General features: G+C 73.3%; 18 protein-coding genes and 1 tRNA gene. 11 read left to right on the top strand and 8 right to left on the bottom strand.

The features are described from left to right. Positions 1 to 28 precede the first annotated feature (28 nt). Positions 29 to 1,189, top strand: a complete 1,161-nt coding sequence (locus WN71_RS04730) for an acetyl-CoA C-acetyltransferase (protein ID WP_046588943.1) — start codon at positions 29 to 31, stop codon at positions 1,187 to 1,189. Between the two features lie 12 nt (positions 1,190 to 1,201). Here WN71_RS04730 and WN71_RS04725 read toward each other — a convergent pair whose 3' ends face one another. The 4 genes from WN71_RS04725 to WN71_RS04710 are packed head-to-tail and all read right to left on the bottom strand — an operon-like array spanning position 1,202 to position 4,877. Further along, entirely contained in the window at positions 1,202 to 2,353 is a 1,152-nt protein-coding gene (locus WN71_RS04725; protein ID WP_079177650.1) for an NAD(P)H-dependent flavin oxidoreductase, read from the bottom strand. Then, positions 2,353 to 3,207, bottom strand: coding sequence for a CoA-transferase subunit beta (locus tag WN71_RS04720; RefSeq protein WP_240529558.1), 855 nt, complete (start codon positions 3,205 to 3,207; stop codon positions 2,353 to 2,355). The genes WN71_RS04725 and WN71_RS04720 overlap by 1 nt, the downstream gene beginning before the upstream one ends. Then, positions 3,204 to 4,052 (bottom strand): CoA transferase subunit A, encoded by an 849-nt coding sequence (locus WN71_RS04715; RefSeq protein ID WP_046588941.1) that lies wholly within the window; start codon positions 4,050 to 4,052, stop codon positions 3,204 to 3,206. Before WN71_RS04715 ends, WN71_RS04720 begins: the two co-directional genes overlap by 4 nt. Next, positions 4,053 to 4,877, bottom strand: coding sequence for an enoyl-CoA hydratase family protein (locus tag WN71_RS04710; RefSeq protein WP_046588938.1), 825 nt, complete (start codon positions 4,875 to 4,877; stop codon positions 4,053 to 4,055). 98 nt (positions 4,878 to 4,975) lie between these two features. On the opposite strand from WN71_RS04710, the gene WN71_RS04705 reads away from it, so the two are divergent. Together WN71_RS04705 and WN71_RS04700 are read left to right on the top strand one after the other, a co-directional pair. After that, the gene (locus tag WN71_RS04705) at positions 4,976 to 5,740 is read left to right on the top strand and encodes an SDR family oxidoreductase (protein WP_046588936.1); all 765 of its coding nucleotides are present in this window, start codon (positions 4,976 to 4,978) and stop codon (positions 5,738 to 5,740) included. 1 nt (position 5,741) lies between these two features. Then, positions 5,742 to 6,647, top strand: a complete 906-nt coding sequence (locus WN71_RS04700) for an SDR family oxidoreductase (RefSeq protein ID WP_046588935.1) — start codon at positions 5,742 to 5,744, stop codon at positions 6,645 to 6,647. A gap of 132 nt (positions 6,648 to 6,779) precedes the next feature. On the opposite strand, the gene WN71_RS04695 is transcribed toward WN71_RS04700, so the two are convergent. Then, positions 6,780 to 7,670, bottom strand: a complete 891-nt coding sequence (locus tag WN71_RS04695; RefSeq protein ID WP_046588933.1) for a hypothetical protein — start codon at positions 7,668 to 7,670, stop codon at positions 6,780 to 6,782. A 144-nt stretch (positions 7,671 to 7,814) separates the two neighbouring features. Here WN71_RS04695 and WN71_RS04690 point away from each other — a divergent pair, with 144 nt between their 5' ends. The 7 genes from WN71_RS04690 to pyk all read left to right on the top strand — a co-directional run bounded on the left by WN71_RS04690 (position 7,815) and on the right by pyk (position 16,889). Further along, the gene (locus WN71_RS04690; protein WP_046588929.1) at positions 7,815 to 8,174 is read left to right on the top strand and encodes a chorismate mutase; all 360 of its coding nucleotides are present in this window, start codon (positions 7,815 to 7,817) and stop codon (positions 8,172 to 8,174) included. A gap of 140 nt (positions 8,175 to 8,314) precedes the next feature. Further along, complete coding sequence (locus tag WN71_RS04685; RefSeq protein ID WP_046588927.1) at positions 8,315 to 8,908, top strand: response regulator; 594 nt, start codon at positions 8,315 to 8,317, stop codon at positions 8,906 to 8,908. 82 nt (positions 8,909 to 8,990) lie between these two features. Beyond that, on the top strand, positions 8,991 to 11,474 hold the full coding sequence (gene pepN, locus WN71_RS04680) for an aminopeptidase N (RefSeq protein WP_046588967.1): 2,484 nt from the start codon (positions 8,991 to 8,993) through the stop codon (positions 11,472 to 11,474). A gap of 306 nt (positions 11,475 to 11,780) precedes the next feature. After that, positions 11,781 to 13,163, top strand: coding sequence for a pyridoxal phosphate-dependent decarboxylase family protein (locus tag WN71_RS04675; protein WP_046588925.1), 1,383 nt, complete (start codon positions 11,781 to 11,783; stop codon positions 13,161 to 13,163). Next, entirely contained in the window at positions 13,160 to 14,593 is a 1,434-nt protein-coding gene (locus tag WN71_RS04670; protein ID WP_046588922.1) for a lysine N(6)-hydroxylase/L-ornithine N(5)-oxygenase family protein, read from the top strand. The genes WN71_RS04675 and WN71_RS04670 overlap by 4 nt, the downstream gene beginning before the upstream one ends. Then, positions 14,590 to 15,330 carry an SIMPL domain-containing protein gene (locus tag WN71_RS04665; RefSeq protein WP_046588920.1) on the top strand — a complete coding sequence of 247 codons (741 nt, stop codon included), beginning with the start codon at positions 14,590 to 14,592 and terminating at the stop codon, positions 15,328 to 15,330. Before WN71_RS04670 ends, WN71_RS04665 begins: the two co-directional genes overlap by 4 nt. 122 nt (positions 15,331 to 15,452) lie before the next feature. Continuing rightward, the gene (gene pyk / locus WN71_RS04660) at positions 15,453 to 16,889 is read left to right on the top strand and encodes a pyruvate kinase (RefSeq protein WP_046588917.1); all 1,437 of its coding nucleotides are present in this window, start codon (positions 15,453 to 15,455) and stop codon (positions 16,887 to 16,889) included. Positions 16,890 to 16,998: 109 nt separating this feature from the next. Here the strand turns inward: pyk and WN71_RS04655 are convergent. Beyond that, positions 16,999 to 17,073: transfer RNA gene (locus WN71_RS04655), tRNA-Leu, on the bottom strand. Positions 17,074 to 17,173: 100 nt separating this feature from the next. Between WN71_RS04655 and WN71_RS04650 the strand changes: the two genes are divergently transcribed. Then, positions 17,174 to 17,839 carry an ANTAR domain-containing response regulator gene (locus WN71_RS04650; protein ID WP_046588916.1) on the top strand — a complete coding sequence of 222 codons (666 nt, stop codon included), beginning with the start codon at positions 17,174 to 17,176 and terminating at the stop codon, positions 17,837 to 17,839. Positions 17,840 to 17,931: 92 nt separating this feature from the next. On the opposite strand, the gene WN71_RS04645 is transcribed toward WN71_RS04650, so the two are convergent. Further along, positions 17,932 to 18,648: an ABC transporter ATP-binding protein gene (locus WN71_RS04645; protein WP_046588913.1), complete on the bottom strand. Its 717-nt coding sequence runs from the start codon at positions 18,646 to 18,648 to the stop codon at positions 17,932 to 17,934. Continuing rightward, the gene (locus WN71_RS04640; protein ID WP_046588911.1) at positions 18,645 to 19,718 is read right to left on the bottom strand and encodes an ABC transporter ATP-binding protein; all 1,074 of its coding nucleotides are present in this window, start codon (positions 19,716 to 19,718) and stop codon (positions 18,645 to 18,647) included. The genes WN71_RS04645 and WN71_RS04640 overlap by 4 nt, the downstream gene beginning before the upstream one ends. Between the last annotated feature and the right edge of the window lie 4 nt (positions 19,719 to 19,722).

Here is a 19,722-nt window from a genome sequence, read left to right as displayed (position 1 = left end):
CTTCCACTCGTCCCAGCGAGGAGTCGCCATGCCGGCCGAGGCCTACATCGTCGAAGCGGTCCGTACGCCCGTGGGGCGGCGCGGGGGAGGGCTCGGCGCGGTCCACCCCGCCGACCTCGGCGCCCATGTGCTGAAGGAACTCGTCGCGCGGGCCGGGGTGGACCCGGCCGCCGTCGAGGACGTCGTCTTCGGCTGCCTGGACGCCGTGGGCCCACAGGCCGGGGACATCGCCCGCACCTGCTGGCTGGCCGCCGGGCTGCCCGAGGAGGTGCCGGGCGTCACCGTCGACCGGCAGTGCGGATCCTCGCAGCAGGCCGTGCACTTCGCCGCGCAGGGCGTGCTCTCCGGCACCCAGGACGTCGTCGTCGCCGGAGGCGTGCAGAACATGACGATGATCCCCATCGCCTTCGCCACCCGCCAGGCCGCCGAGCCGCTCGGCCTCACCCAGGGCCCCTTCGCGGGCAGCGAGGGCTGGCGGGCCCGCTACGGCAACCTGCCCGTCAACCAGTTCGCCGGCGCCGAGATGATCGCCGCGAAGTGGGGCATCACCCGGGCCGACCAGGAGGAGTTCGCGCTGCGCTCGCACCGGCGGGCGGTGCGCGCCGCCGACGAGGGCCGCTTCGACCGGGAGATCACGGCCTACGGCGACGTCGTGGCCGACGAGGGGCCGCGCCGGGACACCTCCCCGGAGAAGATGGCCGCGCTGAAGCCGGTCGTGGACGGCGGCTCCGTCACCGCGGCCACCTCCTCGCAGGTCTCGGACGGCGCGGCCGCGCTGCTGCTGGCCTCCGAGCGGGCGGTGCGCGAGCACGGCCTGCGCCCGCGCGCCCGCGTGCACCACCTCTCGGTGCGCGGCGAGGACCCCATCCGGATGCTCACCGCGCCGATCCCGGCCACCGCGCACGCCCTGAAGAAGACCGGGCTGACCATCGGCGACCTCGACCTCGTCGAGATCAACGAGGCGTTCGCGCCGGTCGTCCTCGCCTGGCTGAAGGAGACCGGCGCCGACCCGGAGAGGATCAACGTCAACGGCGGCGCGATCGCCCTCGGCCACCCCCTCGGCGCGACCGGCGCCCGCCTCATGACCACCCTCCTGCACGAACTGGAGCGCACCGGCGGCCGCTACGGCCTCCAGACCATGTGCGAGGGCGGCGGCCAGGCCAACGTGACGATCATCGAACGGCTCTGAGGGACGGGCCGCTCAGCCGGCCTGGGGGTCGGGGGCGGGGGCGGAGGCCGAGGCGGGCGTGGGTGCGGGAGCCGGGGCGGAGGTGGGTGAGGGAGCCGAGGCGGGCGCGGGTGCCGGCAAGGGGGCGGTCAGCGCCGCCAGGGTCGCCTCCGCCTCCGCCATCACCCGGGCCACCAGATCCGCGCACGACGGCAGGTCCGTGATCACCCCCGCCACCTGCCCCGCGGCCATCACCCCCGCGTCCGTACGCCCGTCCACCATTGCCGACTTCAGCAGCATGGGGGTGTTCGCGGCCAGCAGCACCTGGCTCCAGGTCAGTTCCTTCGCGCGCTTCAGGGCGAGCCCGTCACGCACCAGCCGCATCCCGCCGATCCCGGAGACCCGGCGGAAGGCCACCGCGTGGCGCACGGCCCGCAGCAGCGACCGCGCCGGTCCGGACCGCTCCAGCGCGGCCACCAGATCGCTGCGCAGCATCCGGTGCGGCAGGCCGTCCACCGCCGTGGTGACGGTGACGTCGTGCACCGTCGCCGCCAGATAGCGCGCCTTCACGGCCTCCGGCACCGCCGAGTCCGACGTCAGCAGGAACCGCGTGCCCATCGCGACGCCCGCCGCGCCGTACGCCAGCGCCGCCACCAGCCCGCGCCCGTCGAAGAACCCGCCCGCGGCCACGACGGGTATCCGCACCGCGTCGACCACCTGCGGCAGCAGCACGCTCGTCGCGACCGGGCCGGTGTGTCCGCCGCCCTCCCCGCCCTGCACGATCACCGCGTCCGCGCCCCACGCGGCGACCTTCTCCGCGTGCCGTCGCGCCCCGACCGAGGGGACGACCACCACCCCCGCCTCCTTGAGCCGGCCGATCAGCGCGGCCGAGGGGGCGAGCGCGAAGGACGCCACCCGCACGCCCTCCTCGATCAGGATCTCGGCCCGCTCGACGGCGTCCGACGCGTCGGCCCGCAGATTGACCCCGAAGGGCGCCGCGGTCCGCGCCGCGACCTCGCGTATCGCCGCGCGCAGCCGGTCCGGTGTCATCGTCGCCGAGGCGAGGACGCCGAGCGCGCCCGCGTTCGCCGCCGCCGAGACCAGCCGGGGGCCCGCCACCCAGCCCATGCCCGCCTGCACGATCGGATGGCGCACCCCGGTCAGCCGGGTCAGCGCGGTCTCCATCAGGCCCCCGCCCCCGTTCCCGCTGCCGCCGGCCCCGTTCCCGCCGCCGCCGTCCCCGTCCCGGCCGCCGCCCCCGTCGCCGGGCCGGGCTCGGGGACCTCCCGGGCGCGGGTGCCGCCCGGGTCCAGGACCTCGCGGATCAGCCGCAGCTCCGCGCCGGTCGGCTCCCGGGTCGTGGGCACCTCGTCCGGCACGGCCGGCGCGAACCCGGTGGCCGCCAAGACCTGTTCGACGTCGACCCCCGGATGCAGCGAGGCCAGCCGCATCGAGCGGTCGGGTGTGGCGAAGTCGAACACGCCGAGGTCGGAGACGACCCGCGCGATCCGGTGGAAGCGTGCCGCGCCCGGATGGGCCGCCGCCCGGTCGTACCCCACCCCGCACACCATGTCGACGCGCTCCACGAACACCCGCCGGGAGTGCCGGGGGACCCAGTAACTGGTCGGATTGTTGAGGGTGTTGACCGGCGCCCCGCGCACCCCGAGCAGCTGCCTGCGCGGTCTTTCCCAGTCGCCGACGCAGGAGATGTTCTGGTTGCCGAACCGGTCGAGCTGGCTCGCCCCCATCATCACGTGCCGCCGCCCGCCGGTGACCAGATCCAGATGCCTGCGGTACGGCAGCCAGCCCTCCGTCGTGCCGTCGGCGCCCACCAGCAGCGCCTCGCCGTCGGTCAGCAGCAGGTCCGGCGCGAACGTCAGCCGGGCCAGCCGGGCGCCGAGGGAGGGGATCAGCCCCATGGGGCTCGCCAGGATCTCGCCCGCGCCCCGCCAGGTCTCGGCGCACGCGATCACGCAGTACTCGGCGCGCGTCGGCGGAGCGGGCGGGGGCGGGGGCGGAGGCCCGTTCAGATCGTTCACGACCGCTCCTCCTGCCAGGCGCGGACGGCCGCGCGGTAGGCCTGTTCGTCGCCGCCCAGGAACCGCTGCGCGAATTGGGGCCAGGGCGTCGACGCGTACTCCCGCTGGAACGGCTCGTCCCGGCCGTAGTCCGGGGCGCAGGACGTGAAGTGCGCGCCGTTCGGCGCCTCCACCACCCCGGTCACCGTGTGCCGTCCGACGAGCAGGGTCTGCGGGGCGGCCGCCTTGGTCAGCTCCGCCGTGTCCACGATCCGTTCGCACGAGACGTACGCCGCCTTTGCCGCCGCGCAGAACAGGTCGTCGAAGTACGGGTCCGGGCCCAGGTACTGCCCGTTGCCCTGCCGGTCCGCGCGGTTGACGTGGACCAGGGCCGCGTCCAGCCGCAGGGCGGGCACGGCGACGAACGTCTCTCCGTCGTCGTAGGGCGAAGTGACCGTGCGCAGGCCGGGGTTGACCCGCATGACGTCCGAGCCGATCCCCGCCCGGACCGGCAGGAACGGCAGCCGGTGCGCGGCCGCGCGCAGCCCCCACAGGAACATCGCCTCGTCGAGTTCCGTCAGCTCCAGCGCCCCGCTCTCCCGCGCCGCCCGGTAGTGCGGCTCCAGGGGGACGGAGTCGAGGGTGACGAACGCGGCGACCAGTCGGCGCACCCGGCCCGCGGCGGCGAGCATCCCGACGTCCGGGCCGCCGCACGACACCACGGTGAGATCACCGATCCCGGCCCGGAGCACCGCTCTGACCAGTGCCATCGGCTTGCGCCGGGAGCCCCAGCCGCCGATGCCGAGGGTCATCCCGCTCTCCAGCCGGGAGACGGCCTCGTCGGCGGTCATCGTCTTGTCGGCCATCTATCCGCCCTCCTTCCCGAACGTGACGTGCTCTCCGGACGTGTCGTGCTTCCCGGACGTGTCCTGCTCGCTGTGCTCCCCGGACGTGTCGTGCTTGCCGAACGTGTCGCGGACCCGGTCGGCGAGTCCGCTGAGGTTCGCCTCGAAGGTGAAGCCCTGCTCGAAGCGGTAGCTGCGGCGGACGTCGACCGGATCGATGCCGTTGATCGCCGCCTTGGCCATGCGCAGCAGCCGCCCGTCCTTCGCGGCGATCTCCCGCGCCAGCTCCAGCGCCGCCGCCCGCAGCCCGGCGCGCGGTGCCACCCGCCACACCGATCCGTGCGCGTGCAACTCGGCCGCGGTCGCCGTGCGCGCCGTGTAGTACAGGGCGCGCATCAGGTGCTGCGGCACCAGCCGGGCCAGATGCGTCGCCGCGCCGAGCGCGCCCCGGTCCAGCTCGGGCAGCCCGAAGCGGGCGTCGTCACTCGCCACGATCGCGTCCGCGTTGCCCACCAGGCCGATCCCGCCGCCCAGGCAGAACCCCTGCACCGCCGCCACGACCGGCGTCTCGCACTCGTACACCGCGGCGAACGCCGCCGCGCAGCCGTGGTTGGCGCCGATCAGCGCCTGCTGACCGCCCGCCTGTATCTCCTTGATGTCCACGCCCGCGTTGAACCCGCGGCCCTCCGCCGCCAGCAGCACGCACCGGACGTCCGGGTCGCGGCCCGCCGCCCGCACGGCGTCGGCCAGGGCGAACCAGCCGCGCACCGGCAGCGCGTTCACCGGCGGGAAGTCGACCGTGACGACGGAAATCCCCTTTTCCGGGGCCGAGGTGGAGACACCCATGGGCGCATCAGCTACCTTCGCACTCGGCTTCCTTTCCACCAAACGTTTGTTAGGTGTGACTCGAAGCTAGCAGCAGCCGGATCGCAGCGGGAGGGCCTGTGGACAACTCGCACGCACCGCGGCCGGGCGGCCGGACCGTGCTCGTCACCGGCGGCACCCGGGGGGTCGGCGCGGGCATCGCGCGGGCCTTCGCGGAGACCGGCGCGCGGGTGCTCGTCTGCGCCCGCAGGCCACCTGAGCAGCCGCTTCCCGGCGTGGAGTTCGCGCCCCTCGATCTGCGCGTCCGGGCCGACGTGGACGCCTTCTTCGGCGCCCTGCCACGGCTCGACGTGCTCGTCAACAACGCGGGCGGGGGGCCGTACCGGCCGCTGGCCGAGGGGGACGCGGAGCGGCACGCCCGGGTCGTCGAGCTGAACCTGCTCGCCCCGCTGACCGCCTCCCTCGCCGCGTATCCGCTGCTGAAGCGGGCCCGGGGCAGCGTCGTGATGATCGGCAGCGTGAGTGGCAGCCGCCCCTCGCCCGGCACGGCGGCGTACGGCGCGGCCAAGGCCGGACTGGAGAACCTCGCCCGCACGATGGCGGTGGAGTGGGCGCCGGACGTCCGCGTCAACACGCTCGTCGTCGGCATGGTCCGCACCGAACGCGCCGCCGCGCACTACGGCGACGAGAGCGGTGTCGCGGCCGTCGCGCGGACGGTCCCCCTCGGCCGCCTCGCCGAACCCGCCGACATCGGCGCCGCGGCCGTCTTCCTCGCCTCGGCCGAAGCCGCCTACATCAGCGGCGCGAGCCTCCTGCTCCACGGCGGCGGGGAACGTCCGGCGTTCCTGTCCGCATCCCCCGTGAACCACCCGCAGAGGAGTTGAGATGGACCGCAGTTGTGAGGGCCGGGTCGTCGTGGTGACGGGGGCCGGGCGCGGGCTGGGCCGGGCCCATGCCCTCGCCTTCGCCGCCGAGGGCGCGCGCGTCGTCGTCAACGACCTCGGCGTCGGCCTCGACGGCACCCCCGGCCCCGGCTGCCCGGCCGCCCAGGTCGCCGAGGAGATCCGCGCGGCGGGCGGCGAGGCGGTCGCGCACGGCGGCGACATCGCCACCACCGAGGGCGCCCGCTCCCTGGTGCGGACGGCCGTGGAGGCGTACGGCGGGCTCGACACGCTCGTCAACAACGCCGGGTTCCTGCGCGACCGGATGCTCGTCAACCTCGGCGAGGACGACTGGGACGCGGTGCTGCGGGTGCATCTGACGGGCCATTTCCTGCCGCTGAAGCACGCCGCCGCGCACTGGCGCGCCGAGGCCAGGGCGGGGCGCGCCCCGGACGCCCGGATCGTCAACACCGGCAGCGGCGCCGGACTGCTGGGGTCGGTCGGGCAGGGCAACTACAGCGCCGCGAAGGCGGGGATCGTGGGGCTGACCCTGGTCGCCGCCGCCGAACTGGCGCGGTACGGCGTCCAGGTCAACGCGATCGCCCCGGCCGCCCGCACCCGGATGACCGAGCGGACCTTCGCCGAGACCATGGCCGCGCCCGCCTCCGGCTTCGACGCGATGGCCCCGGAGAACGTCTCCCCGCTCGTGGTCTGGCTCGGCTCCGCCGCGAGCGCGGGCGTGAGCGGGCGCGTCTTCGAGACGGAGGGCGGCCGGATCACGGTCATGGAGGGCTGGCGGGCCGGCCCCACGGCCGACCGCACCTCCCGCTGGACCTCTGCCGAGGTGGGGCCGGCGGTTCGGGAACTCCTGTCCCACGCAGAGGCCCCGGGCCGCGTCTACGGCAGCTGACACCCCCGTCTGTGTCGCCGTGCGGGCCGGTGGGGGCCGTTCGCGCAGTTCCCCGCGCCCCTCAGGGGCGCGGGGAACTGCGCGAACGGCCACGAGGGACCCGCACGATCACACGCACCCCCGCCGGAGGCGTCACGTGTCGCATTCCAGGACCGTCCCGCACAGCCCGCACCGCGCCCGCACCCGCCCCCGGACCGGCACGCGGATGCGCTGGTGGCAGGTGGGGCACGGGAAGGACACCCGCAGGGGGCCCGGCGTCGCGGGCGTGAAGGCGTACGGGACGTCCGCCGGCGCCGTGCCGTGGTCCTGGGCGTGGCGCCGATCGCGCGCGTAGCGGCGGCGGCCCGCCCAGCCGGCCGCCGTCAGCGGCGGCTGCTGCTCGTCCCGCCGGGCCAGCGCCAGCCCCTTCTCGTACGCCGTGTACGCCTGCGGGCTGGTGAACCAGATCGACGGGTCCTCGTCGAAGGCCAGCGCCCGCTTGGCGAGCACGTACCCGAACTCCTCCGGCGTGAGATAGCCGAGCTTCTGCGAGGACGCCTGGTCCTCCCGGTAGGCGTCGAGCAGCAGCCAGCCCGCGCCCAGATACGTCGTCGCCGTGTCGGTCAGGATCTCGTTCTGCGCGGTCGTGGGGAAGGAGAGATCCAGCCGGTGCAGGTAGACGTGCATCACCTCGTGGGCCAGCGCCGCGCCGATGTCCCGGCGATGGGTGCGGAACCGGTCGTTCAGCTCGACGAAGTACTCGGGCCCCGAGGTGAGTTCGACGTTCGCGGCGTGGGTCATCTCGCGGAAGCTGACGATCAGCCGGGCGTCCGGCAGCCGGAAGTGCCGCACGATCTCCCGGGCCACCCGCTGCGCCCCCAGATGCAGGTCGTCGGTGTCGCAGAAGGCCACGTCGGCCGGGGCCACGCTGGTCGAGAAGGTCCGCACGGTGGGCTGCGTCAGCCGCTTGTAGAGGGCGGTGACGGCGGCCCGCACCGTCTCCAGATGTGGGTAGCCGTGCACGACCGGCCCGTCGTTCGCCACGTCCGTACCCCCAAAGACGCCCTGAACTCCATCCCACTGTAGGCGGACGTGAACAAAACGCCTGCCCCCGGCCGCGAGTTCCCGCCCCGCGCGGGCGGCCCCGGCGATGATCGGGGCGCCGCCCAGCGCATAGGGTGGGCGCCCATGACCACCAGCAACACCGGCACCGGTGACGTCGGCCCCGTCGACCCGCTCGTCCTCGAGGAGCTGGCGCGACTGCGCGACAGCATCGACAACATCGACGCGGCCGTCGTCCACATGCTCGCCGAACGCTTCAAGTGCACGCAGCAGGTCGGCCATCTCAAGGCCGCGCACCAGCTGCCGCCCGCCGACCAGGCCCGCGAGGCCCGGCAGATCGAGCGGCTGCGCGCCCTCGCCGAGAGCGCCAAGCTCGACCCGGCCTTCGCTGAGAAGTTCCTGAATTTCATCATCGCCGAGGTCATCCGGCACCACGAGCGGATCGCCGAGAGCACCGTCGGCGGCGAGCGGCCCGTCACCGGCTGACCTCGCCCGACGCGCGGCGGGCCGGACGGCGGGCCCGGCGCCGGATGTCCTGAACCGTGCACTCATCGTCAGCCGGTGAGCACTGACTGTCAGGGTCCGGACGTAAGCTGGTGGTCCCACCGCGGGAGGGACGTCAGGCCATGCCAGCGGACGACCAGATCCTCATCGTCGACGACCACCAGGACACGCTCTACGCCCTGGAGAGCGCCCTGTCCCCGCTCGGCTACCGGCTCGGCCGTGCCACCAGCGGCGACGAGGCCCTCAAGCAGGTGCTGCGCGGCCGGGTCGGCCTCCTGCTGCTGGACGTGCGGCTGCCGGGGGCCGACGGGCTGGACGTGGTGCGCTATCTGCGCCGGCTGGAGCAGACGCAGCACATACCGGTCGTCCTGCTCACCGGTTTCGGCGCCGACCACGACCTCATCTCCGCCGCGTTCGCGCTCGGCGTCGCCGACCTGCTGCCCAAGCCGGTCGACCCCTGGGCCCTGCGCACCAAGATCCGCTACCTCTACGACGCCCATCAGCACCGGCTCGCCCTGGAGGCGGAGCTCCGCGCGCTCCGCGAGCTGGTCGCGAAGGGCGGCGCGGACGGCTGCGGCGACGCGATCCGTGAGCTGGTCGAGGACGGTCCCGCGCGCGTGCAGCCCCACCGGCACCCGGCGCTCACCCCGCCGGACGCCGGGGTTCCGCCTCCGCGGCAGGTCACCCGGGCGGCGCCGGCGCGCGAGCGGACGTGAGGCGCGGACGCGGGGCGCGGACATAAGGCGCGTAACGGACCTCCTCTGTGCGTTGTCGGTGTCATCAGGCAGCATGTCGTTCATGTCCGTACTGACGCGCAACGAAGCGCAGACCCGTGCACAGCTCCTCGACGTCCACCGGTACACGATCGCCCTCGATCTGACCACCGGCGACGAGACCTTCGACTCGCGCACCGTGATCCGGTTCAGCGCGCGTACGGACGCGGACACGTTCGTGGAGCTGCGCCCCGCCGAACTGCGCTCCGCCACCCTCGACGGACAGCCGCTCGACATCACGACGCTGGACGGCAACCGGCTGCCGCTGACGAACCTCACCGCGGGCGAGCACGAGCTGCACGTGGACGCCGCCATGCGCTACTCGCGCACCGGTGAGGGCATGCACCGCTTCACCGACCCCACCGACGGCGAGGCGTACGTCTACACCCAGCTGTTCATGGAGGACGTCCAGCGCGTCTTCGCCGCCTTCGACCAGCCCGACCTCAAGTCCGTCTTCGAGCTGACCGTCACCGCCCCCGACGGCTGGTCCGTGCTGTCCAACGGCATCACCGAGGACCTGGGCGAGGGCCGCTGGCAGGCCGCGGCCACGCCGCTGATCTCCACCTACCTGGTCGCCGTCGCCGCCGGCCCCTGGCACTCCGTGCGCACCGAGCACCGCGGCCTGCCCTTCGGCCTGCACTGCCGCCGCTCCCTCGCCCCCTACCTCGACGCCGACGCCGACGAACTCTTCGACATCACGCGCGCGTGCTTCGACCGCTACCACGAGAAGTTCGAGGAGCCGTACCCCTTCGACTCCTACGACCAGGCGTTCGTCCCCGAGTTCAACGCCGGCGCCATGGAGAACCCGGGCCTGGTCACCTTCCGCGACGAGTTCGTCTACCGCTCCGCGGTCACCGACACCGAGCGCCAGGTCCGCGCCATGGTCGTCGCGCACGAGATGGCCCACATGTGGTTCGGCGACCTCGTCACCCTCAAGTGGTGGGACGACATCTGGCTGAACGAGTCGTTCGCCGAGTACATGGGCTACCAGACCCTCATCGAGGCGACCCGCTTCACCGACACCTGGGTCGACTTCGGGGTGGCCCGCAAGTCGTGGGGGTACGACGCCGACCAGCGCCCCTCCACCCACCCCGTCGCCCCCGAGGCCGTCGACGACACCGCCTCCGCGCTGCTCAACTTCGACGGGATCTCCTACGCCAAGGGCGCCTCCGCGCTGCGCCAGCTCGTCGCCTGGCTCGGCGAGAAGGACTTCCTGGCCGGCATCAACACGCACTTCGCCCGGCACCGCTTCGGCAACGCCACGCTCGCCGACTTCATCGACTCCCTCGCCGGGGCCACCGAGCGCGACGTGCACGCCTGGGCCGACACCTGGCTGCGCACCACCGGCGTCGACACCCTCACCCCGCGCATCGCCGCCGGCCCCGAGGGCGGCCACACGCTGACCGTGGAGCGCGCGGGCAGCCGCCCGCACCGCATCGCCGTCGGCCTGTACGACCTGGACGGCCCGGGCGGGCGCCGCCTGGTGCTGCGCGAGCGGCTCGACGTCGACGTGCCGCAGTCCGCCCCGCTGCCGATCGGCAAGCGCCCCGCGCTGCTGCTGCTCAACGACGGCGACCTGACCTACGCCAAGGTCCGCTTCGACGAGCAGTCCTTCGACACCGTCCGCACCTCGCTGTCCGGTCTGCCCGACGCCCTCACCCGCGCGGTCGTGTGGAACGCGCTGCGGGACGCCGTCCGCGACGGCGAACTGCCGCCCGCCGCCTACCTGGACGCCGCCCGCGCCCACCTGCCGTACGAGACCGACCTCGCCCTCGTCCAGGGCGTGCTCGCCTTCGCCGCCACCCATGTCGCCGGCCGCTACCTGGGCGCCGAGGACCGGCCGGCCGCGCTCGCCACCCTGACCTCGCTCTGCCGCGACCTGATCCGGCGCACCGAGGACGGCGACAACCCCGGCCTGCGGCTGATCGCCGTACGCCACTTCATCGACGTCGCCGCGCACCCCGACACCATCGCCGCGTGGCTCACCGACGGCACCGTGCCGGGCGGCCCGGAGCTCGACCCCGAACTGCGCTGGCGCATCCTCGGCCGGCTCGCCGTGCTCGGCGCCACCGACGAGGCCGCGATCGCCGCCGAGCTGGCCCAGGACCCGAGCGCGACCGGCCAGGAGGGCGCCGCCCGTTGCCGCGCCGCCCTGCCCGACCCGGAGACCAAGCGGCGCGCCTGGGACTCCATGTTCGCCTCCGACGACCTCTCCAACTATCTGTTCACCGCGACCGCGCAGGGCTTCTGGCAGCCCGAACAGGCGGAGCTGGTGCGGGAGTACGTCGCCCGCTACTACGACGACGCGGTCGCCGTGGCCGCCCGCCGCGGCCCCGCCATCGCGGACGCCGCCGGCCGGTACGCCTTCCCCGCCCACGCGGTCGCCCCCGAGACCCTCCGCCTCGGCGAACGGACCCTCCAGGACGCCGACCCCATCCCGGCCCTGCGCCGCAAGCTCGTCGACCAGCTCGACGACCTCGCCCGCGCGTTGCGCGTCCGCGAGGCCTAGCCACCAGGACGTAGAAGGGCACCTGGACGTACAGCGCACCAGGACGTCACCGGCTCTCCACGGCGCCATCCCGCACCCGGGGTGGCGCCGTCGCCGTACGGGCGAAGGGCCCTCCGGCACGCACCACCCGGCCCCCCGCACCCGGCACCCCGGGCCAGCCACACCGGCCCCCGCCACCCGGCACGATTTCCCGATTACCCCGAACGGGAGTACCTCCGTACGGGTCTCGGTCGTTGGGTTCTTCGGGGGAACAGGTGTCCTTGTTCTGGGACGCCGTGGTGGCCGGTTCCGGACTCGGAGGTGTGCATGGGCGTGCCGGCTCTCGCCTCGGGTGCGGACGGCCCCGGGGCCCTGCGGCCGCTGCTGGAGACCGTTCTCGGGGCGCTGGACGACGGCGCACGCGCGCGGGGCGGGCCGCTGCCCGCCGGCGGACCGGAGGCGGTCGCCGGGCGGGTGCGGGCGGCCGTGGGCGACGTACTGCCCGACAAGGGCGACCCGGACGCCCTGCGCACGCTCGTGCGCGCCCTCGCCGAGGGCGCCGCCGACCCCGCCGACCCGCTCTGCGCCGCCCATCTGCACTGCCCGCCGCTCGCCGTCGCCACCGCCGCCGACCTCGCCGCGAGCGTCCTCAACCCGTCCCTCGACTCCTGGGACCAGGCCCCCGCGGCGTCCGAGCTGGAGGCGCTGGTCACCCGCGCGCTCGCCGCCGAGATCCACCGGCCCGCCGCGGGCGCCGACGCCGTCGTCACCACCGGCGGCACCGAGTCCAACCAGCTCGCCCTGCTGCTGGCCCGCGAGGCCCACGGCGGCAGCGTGCGGCTGGTCTGCGGGGCCAACGCGCACCACTCGCTGCCCCGCGCCGCCTGGCTGCTCGGCCTGCCCGACCCCGTCGTCGTCCCGGCGCCCGCCGGCACCCTCGACCCGGCCGCCCTCGACGACGCCCTCACCGACCTCACCGGCCCGCTGCTGGTCGCCGCCACCGCCGGCACCACCGACGCGGGCCTCGTCGACCCGCTGCCCGAGATCGTCCGCCTGTGCGCCGCGCACGGCGCCCGGCTGCACGTCGACGCGGCCTACGGCGGCCCCCTCGTGTTCAGCGACCGCCACCGCGCCCTGCTCACCGGCATCGAGGCCGCCCACTCCGTCACCCTCGACCTGCACAAGCTCGGTTGGCAGCCGGTCGCCGCGGGCCTCCTCGCCGTGCGCGACGGCCGCGACCTCGCCGTACTGCACCAGCGCGCCGACTACCTCAACGCCGACGACGACACCGAGGCGGGCCTGCCCGACCTCCTCGGCCGCTCCCTGCGCACCAGCCGCCGCCCCGACGTCCTCAAGACCGCCGTCACCCTGAAGACCCTCGGCCGTCGGGGACTCGGCGCGCTCGTCGACCAGGTCTGCGCCCACGCACGGGAGTTCGCCCGCCGCGTCGAGAACGACCCGCGCTTCGACCTCTACGACCAGCCCACGATCAGCACCGTGCTGTTCCGGCCCGCGGACGCCGACGACGACACCGTCGCCGCCGTCCGCCGCACGCTGCTGACCGGCGGCCGCGCCGTCCTCGGCCGGGCCCGGCTCGACGGCCGCCTCTGGCTCAAGGCCACCCTTCTCAACCCCCACATCCGGCCCGAGGAGTCGGCCGCACTCCTCGAACTCGCCGCAGACGCCGTGGAAGGACACCCCCGCGCATGAGCACCGCACCCCACTCCCCGCGCCCCGAGCCCGCGACCCCCCGCGACCTGGTCGGCATCGGCATCGGCCCGTGCAACCTCTCGCTCGCCGCGCTCGCCCAGCCGCTCGCCGAACTCGACGCCGTCTTCTACGAGCAGCGCCCCGCCTTCTCCTGGCACCCCGGCCTGCTGCTCGACGGCGCCACCGTCCAAGTGCCCTTCCTCGCCGACCTGGTGACGCTCGCCGACCCGTCGAGCCCCTGGTCCTTCCTCAGCCATCTCAGGGCCCGCGACCGCCTCTTCCCCTTCTACTTCGCCGAGCGCTTCCACATCCAGCGCACCGAGTACGACGCCTACTGCCGCTGGGTCTGCGAGAACCTCCCCGGACTGCACTTCTCCCACCAGGTCGACGCCGTCCGCTGGAACCCCGAACGCGACCTGTTCGAGGTCGACTTCACCCGCCCCGCCGCCGACGGCCGGCCCGGCACCCCCGGCCGGACGTACACCAGGAACGTCGTGCTCGGCCTCGGCACCGCCCCCCACGTGCCGGACCCGCTGCGGCCGCTCGTCGACGCCCCCGGCGTCCGCGTCGTGCACGCCGCCGACTACCTCGCGCACCGCGACGCCTTCCTCGCCGCCGGACACGTCACCGTCGTCGGCTCCGGACAGTCCGGCGCCGAGGTCTTCCTCGACCTGCTGCGCCACCGCCCTCCGGGCCACGAGCGCCTGCACTGGATCGGCCGCACCGAGGCGTTCGCGCCCATGGAGTACTCCAAGCTCGGCCTGGAGCACTTCACCCCCGACTACACGCGCTACTTCCACGCGCTCGCCGAACCCGTGCGCGACCGGCTCCTCGCCGACCAGTGGCAGCTGCACAAGGGCATCGCCGCGGACACCGCCGCCGCCATCCACGACGAGCTGTACCGGCGCACCGTGCACGGCGGCTGGCCGGACGCCGTCCTCACCCCGGGCGTCCGCGTCCGCACGGCGGGCCGCCTGTCCACCACCAAGCTCGAACTGCACCTGGAACACCTCCAGCAGGGCAGCCGCTCGCGGCTGACGACCGACGCCGTCGTCCTCGCCACCGGTTACCGCGAGCGCCCGCTCGACCGCATCCTCGCCGGACTCGACCCCTATCTGCGCCGCGACGCCTCCGAACGGCCGCGCATCGACGAGCAGTTCAGACTCGTCCTCGACCCGTCCGTCACCGGCTCCGTCTTCGTCCAGAACGCCGAACGGCACAGCCACGGCGTCGGCGCCCCCGACCTCGGCCTCGCCGCCGTCCGCAGCGCCACCATCCTCAACACCCTGACCGGCAAGGGGATCTACCCGCTGCCGTCGCGCACCGCCTTCACCACCTTCGGACTCGACCCGGAGCCGCGCATCCCGCAGGCCCGGCAGGCGACGGCCGCCCGGTCCGCGGCCGTGGTCCATGACAGAGTGGGCACATGAGCCTGGACGAACCGCAGACGCCCAACGGTCCGCACGGCACCCCGGACGCCCCGCGCGTCGCCGTCCGCGGCGAGGCCCGCCTGGAGGTCGACCCGGAGATCGCCCGGATCGGCATCACGGTCGCCGCCCGCGGCAAGGACCGCCGCGCCGCCCTGGACGACCTCACCCGGCGCAACGCGACCGTCCTCGACCTCGTCAAGTCCTACGGCGACGCCGTCGAGCGCCTGGAGACCGGCCGCTTCTCCCTCACCCCGGTGCTCGGCGCGCGCGGCCGGGGCGAGAAGGTCCGCACCTACCAGGGCAGCGTGCAGCTCTCCGCCGAGCTCACCGACTTCACCGTCCTCGGCGAACTCACCACCCGGCTCGCCGACTCGGAGCTCACCGCGGTCGAGGGCCCGTGGTGGGCGCTGCGCCCCGACTCGCCCGTGCACGGCCGGGCCCGCCGCCAGGCCGTGCGGGACGCCGTCCAGCGGGCCACGGAGTACGCGCAGGCGCTCGGCACCTCGCTCGCCGCGCTCGTCGAGCTCGCGGACATCGGCGCGGAGTACGGCGGCCGGCCGGCGCCGTCCGGCGGCCGGATGCGCTCCATGAGCCTGGGCGGCGGCGCGGAGGAGGCCGCCCCGCCCCTCGATCTCGAACCGCAGCGACAGCGCGTGCACGCCGCGGTGAACGCGCGCTTCACGATGGTGCCGCCGCGGCTCGGAATTCCGTTCCCGGACGAAAACCCGTCCGGATGAATATGCTCATCGGAGCGGGGCTCCGCACAATTCAACAGTTGTCAAGAGTGCTTCACCCAACGGTTGTTGAGTAGTCATGTGCGGCCAATTCTCTACCCGCCGGTAAGGCATAGGCTCGAATCATGCGCCGAGCAAAGATCGTCTGTACTCTGGGCCCCGCCACCGATGCATACGACCAGATCAAGGCCCTGGTCGAGGCCGGAATGGACGTTGCCCGATTCAACCTCAGCCACGGCGGCTACGCCGAGCACGAAGAGCGTTACCGGCATGTGCGCAAGGCCGCCGACGAGACCGGGCGCAGCGTCGGCACCCTTGCCGACCTTCAAGGCCCGAAGATCCGGCTCGGCCACTTCGCCGAAGGGCCCGTACTCCTTGAACGGGGCGACACCTTCACCATCACCGTCGAGGAGGGCGCGGAGGGCGACCGCAACGGCTGCGGAACGACGTACTCCGGCCTGGCGGGCGATGTCACTCCGGGTGAGCGCGTCCTCGTCGACGACGGCAAGGTGTGCCTGGAGGTCACCGCGGTCGACGGCCCCCGGGTCCGCACCACGGTCGTGGAGGGCGGCTTCGTCTCCGACCACAAGGGCCTGAACCTGCCCGGCGTCGCGGTCTCCGTGCCCGCCCTCTCCGAGAAGGACGAGGCCGACCTGCGCTGGGCGCTGCGCGCCGGCTTCGACGTCATCGCGCTGTCCTTCGTGCGCAGCGGCCGGGACATCGAGCCCGTGCACCGGATCATGGACGAGGAGGGCCGCCGCCTCCCGGTGATCGCCAAGGTGGAGAAGCCGCAGGCGGTGGAGGCGATCGACGACATCGTCGCCGCGTTCGACGGCGTCATGGTGGCCCGTGGCGACCTGGGCGTGGAGATGCCCCTGGAGCAGGTGCCCATCGTGCAGAAGCGGGCCGTCAAGCTCGCCAAGCGCAACGCCAAGCCGGCCATCGTCGCCACCCAGATGCTCGACTCGATGATCGAGAACTCGCGGCCGACCCGGGCCGAGGCCTCCGACGTCGCCAACGCCGTGCTCGACGGCGCGGACGCGGTGATGCTGTCCGGCGAGACCAGCGTCGGCAAGTACGCCATCGAGACCGTACGGACGATGGCGAGGATCGTGGCGGCGGCCGAGGAGGACATGCTGGCCAAGGGCCTGCCGCCGCTGACGGAGAGCAACAAGCCCCGGACCCAGGGCGGCGCGGTCGCGCGGGCGGCCGCCGAGATGGGCGACTTCCTCGGTGCCCGGTTCCTGGTCGCCTTCACCGAGTCCGGGGACACCGTGCGGCGGCTGTCCCGCTATCGCTCGCCGATCCCGGTGCTGGCGTTCACCCCGGAACCGGCGACCCGTTCGCAGCTCAGCCTGACCTGGGGGGTGGAGACCTTCCTCGGTCCCCAGGTCGACTCCACCGACGCGATGGTGGACCAGGTCGACGAACTGCTGCTGAAATACGGCCGTTGCCAGAAGGGCGACGTCGTCGTCATCACGGCCGGTTCCCCGCCCGGTGTCTCGGGTGCGACGAACATGGTCCGCGTGCATCACATCGGCGAGGACGACAGCCCGAAGTGACGAACTGAGGGGACGTAAAAAAGGGGCCCCTGGCGAGGGGCCCTTGCGTCATTCGGAATTCCATCCGATTCCACCGGCGCATATGCCGACCTTGGAAACGAAGGAAAAGTGCCCCGGGTCGGACTCGAACCGACACTGTACGGGTTTTGAATCCGTTGCCTGCTGCCAATTGGGCTACCGGGGCTCGCAGAATCCAAGGTTTCCCCTGACCCTCCGCGCGTCCACCATACCGTAGCTAGGTAGGCTCTTGGGAGCAGCACCCCTGCCCCGAACGGAGAGCTCCTGTGACCCCCGAGTCGCCCCAGCCCGTAGACGTGCCCGACGACGACAAGTCGCACGTGCCTCCGCTGACGACCCGTGTCGTCATCGCCGAGGACGAGGCGCTGATCCGGCTCGACCTCAAAGAGATGCTCGAGGAGGAGGGGTACTCGGTCGTCGGCGAGGCCGGCGACGGCGAGCAGGCGATCGAACTGGCCCGCGAGCACCGCCCCGACCTCGTGATCCTCGACGTGAAGATGCCCAAGCTCGACGGCATCTCGGCCGCCGAGAAGATCGCCGAGGAGCGCATCGCGCCGGTGCTCATGCTCACCGCGTTCTCCCAGCGCGACCTCGTCGAGCGGGCCCGGGACGCGGGCGCGATGGCGTATCTGGTCAAGCCGTTCAGCAAGAGCGACGTGGTGCCCGCCATCGAGATGGCGGTCTCCCGGTTCACCGAGCTGAAGGAGCTGGAGAACGAGGTCGCCGACCTCACCCAGCGCCTGGAGACCCGCAAGCTGGTCGACCGCGCCAAGTCGGTCCTCCAGACGGAGTACGGCCTGACCGAGCCGGCCGCGTTCCGCTGGATCCAGAAGACCTCGATGGACCGCCGCATGTCGATGCAGCAGGTCGCCGAGGCCGTGATCCAGGACAGCGAGGAGAAGAAGTCGGCCGCCAAGAGCGACAAGGGCTGACACCGCAGCCAGGAACAGCCGCCGGTCCTACGACGAGGCCCGCGCCCCCGGAACAGGGGCGCGGGCCGTTGCCGTGCTGCGGGCGGGGAGTGTCAGTCCTCGCCCAGGTAGGCCTTGCGCACCGACTCGTCGTGCAGCAGGTCCTGGCCGGAGCCCGACAGCACGATGGAGCCGACCTCCATGACGTGCCCCTGGTCGGCGAGCGAGAGCGCCGCCTGGGCGTTCTGCTCGACCAGCAGGATCGTCGTGCCCTGGGACTTCAGCTCGGCGATGGTCGCCATGATCTTCTGCATCATGATCGGCGACAGACCCATGGAGGGCTCGTCGAGCATCAGCAGCTTGGGCTGGGACATGAGCGCGCGGCCCATGGCGAGCATCTGCTGCTCACCGCCCGAGAGGGTGCCCGCGGCCTGCTTGCGCCGCTCACCCAGGATGGGGAAGAGGTCGTAGGCGCGCTGGATGTCCTTCTCGATGCCCGGCTTGTCGTTGCGCAGGAACGCGCCGAGGCGCAGGTTGTCCTCGATCGTCATGCGCGGGAAGATGTGCCGCCCCTCGGGGGAGTGGGCGAGCCCCAGCGACACGATCTGGTGCGCCGGGGTCTTCTTCAGCGACTTGCCGTCGAACTTGATCTGGCCGCCGACCGGCTTGAGCAGGCCGGAGAGGGTGCGCAGGGTCGTCGTCTTGCCGGCGCCGTTGGTGCCGATCAGGGTGACGACCTCGCCGGCCTCGACCTTGAACGAGATGCCCTTGACGGCCTCGATCTTGCCGTAGGCGACGCGCAGGTCCTCGACTTCGAGCAGTGCGGTCATCGGTCGTTCTCCTTGCCGGGCACGGCGTCCGTCACGGTGTCGGCCGGGGCCTCCGCCTCGGCCGGAGCCTCGTCGGCCTGCGCCTGCGAGGTCTCGGCGTCCGAGGCCTGAGCCTCCGGCTCCGAAGGCTCCACGGGCTCCGCCTCCGGAGCCTCGGCGGCAGCGGCCGCGGACGCCTCCGCGGCCTCCGTGGTCACGGCCTCCGCCTGCGAGCCCTCCGCAGGAGCCGCCGCGGGGGCCTCCTCGCCCGGTGCGCCCTCGAAGGGCTCGCCGAGGTAGGCGGCGACCACGCGCTCGTCGCCCTGGACGGTGGCGCTGTCGCCCTCGATGAGCTTCTCGCCCTGCACCAGGACGGCCACGCGGTCGCACAGGTTGAAGATGAACCGCATGTCGTGCTCGATGACGAGGACGGCGATGCCCTTGTCGCGGATGGCGAAGACGAGTTCCTCGGTGGCGCGCGTCTCCTGCGGGTTCATGCCGGCCGTCGGCTCGTCGAGGAGCAGCAGACCCGGCTCGCTGGCCAGCGCGCGGGCGATCTCCAGCTTGCGCTGCTCGCCGTAGGGCAGGTTGCGGGCCAGGTGCTCGGCCTTCGCCTCCAGGCCGACGAACTCCAGGAGTTCCATCGCCCGTTCGCGGGAGGCCTTCTCCGCGCGGTGGAAGCCGGGGCCGCGCAGGATGGCCGACCAGAAGCCCTCCTTGGTGCGGGTGTGACGTCCCACGAGGACGTTCTCCAGCACCGTCATGTTGGCGAACAGCCGGATGTTCTGGAACGTCCGGGCGATGCCCGCGGCCGTGACCTTGAAGGACTTCGGCGGCAGCACCTCGCCGCGGAAGCGGACCTCGCCCTCGGTGGGCACGTACAGACCCGTCAGGCAGTTGAAGAACGTCGTCTTGCCGGCGCCGTTGGGGCCGATCAGACCGACGATCTCACCGCTGTTGACGGTCAGGTCCACATTGCGTACGGCGGTCAGGCCACCGAAGCGCATCGTGACGCCACGGGCGTCGAGCACGGTCTCGCCGGGGGCGACGGCGCCCTCGGCGGCGCCCTGGGTGGTGGTGTCGGTGGTCATCGTG

Origin of the sequence: Streptomyces mangrovisoli (assembly GCF_000974985.2) — a bacterium.
In the GTDB taxonomy this organism is placed as follows: Bacteria; Actinomycetota; Actinomycetes; order Streptomycetales; family Streptomycetaceae; genus Streptomyces; species Streptomyces mangrovisoli.
Note: the sequence above shows the minus strand (reverse complement) of the source record. Positions and strands in the feature narration are given on the sequence as shown.

Excerpts from the sequence above, each read along its gene's own strand:
- WN71_RS04710 (WP_046588938.1), bottom strand. The coding sequence starts at position 4,877 with ATGGGTGTCTCCACCTCGGCCCCGGAAAAGGGGATTTCCGTCGTCACG.
- WN71_RS04645 (WP_046588913.1), bottom strand. The coding sequence starts at position 18,648 with ATGACCGCACTGCTCGAAGTCGAGGACCTGCGCGTCGCCTACGGCAAG.
- WN71_RS04725 (WP_079177650.1), bottom strand. The coding sequence starts at position 2,353 with ATGGAGACCGCGCTGACCCGGCTGACCGGGGTGCGCCATCCGATCGTG.
- WN71_RS04670 (WP_046588922.1), top strand. The coding sequence starts at position 13,160 with ATGAGCACCGCACCCCACTCCCCGCGCCCCGAGCCCGCGACCCCCCGC.
- WN71_RS04715 (WP_046588941.1), bottom strand. The coding sequence starts at position 4,052 with ATGGCCGACAAGACGATGACCGCCGACGAGGCCGTCTCCCGGCTGGAG.
- WN71_RS04690 (WP_046588929.1), top strand. The coding sequence starts at position 7,815 with ATGACCACCAGCAACACCGGCACCGGTGACGTCGGCCCCGTCGACCCG.
- WN71_RS04700 (WP_046588935.1), top strand. The coding sequence starts at position 5,742 with ATGGACCGCAGTTGTGAGGGCCGGGTCGTCGTGGTGACGGGGGCCGGG.
- pepN (WP_046588967.1), top strand. The coding sequence starts at position 8,991 with ATGTCCGTACTGACGCGCAACGAAGCGCAGACCCGTGCACAGCTCCTC.
- pyk (WP_046588917.1), top strand. The coding sequence starts at position 15,453 with ATGCGCCGAGCAAAGATCGTCTGTACTCTGGGCCCCGCCACCGATGCA.
- WN71_RS04640 (WP_046588911.1), bottom strand. The coding sequence starts at position 19,718 with ATGACCACCGACACCACCACCCAGGGCGCCGCCGAGGGCGCCGTCGCC.
- WN71_RS04730 (WP_046588943.1), top strand. The coding sequence starts at position 29 with ATGCCGGCCGAGGCCTACATCGTCGAAGCGGTCCGTACGCCCGTGGGG.
- WN71_RS04665 (WP_046588920.1), top strand. The coding sequence starts at position 14,590 with ATGAGCCTGGACGAACCGCAGACGCCCAACGGTCCGCACGGCACCCCG.
- WN71_RS04675 (WP_046588925.1), top strand. The coding sequence starts at position 11,781 with ATGGGCGTGCCGGCTCTCGCCTCGGGTGCGGACGGCCCCGGGGCCCTG.
- WN71_RS04685 (WP_046588927.1), top strand. The coding sequence starts at position 8,315 with ATGCCAGCGGACGACCAGATCCTCATCGTCGACGACCACCAGGACACG.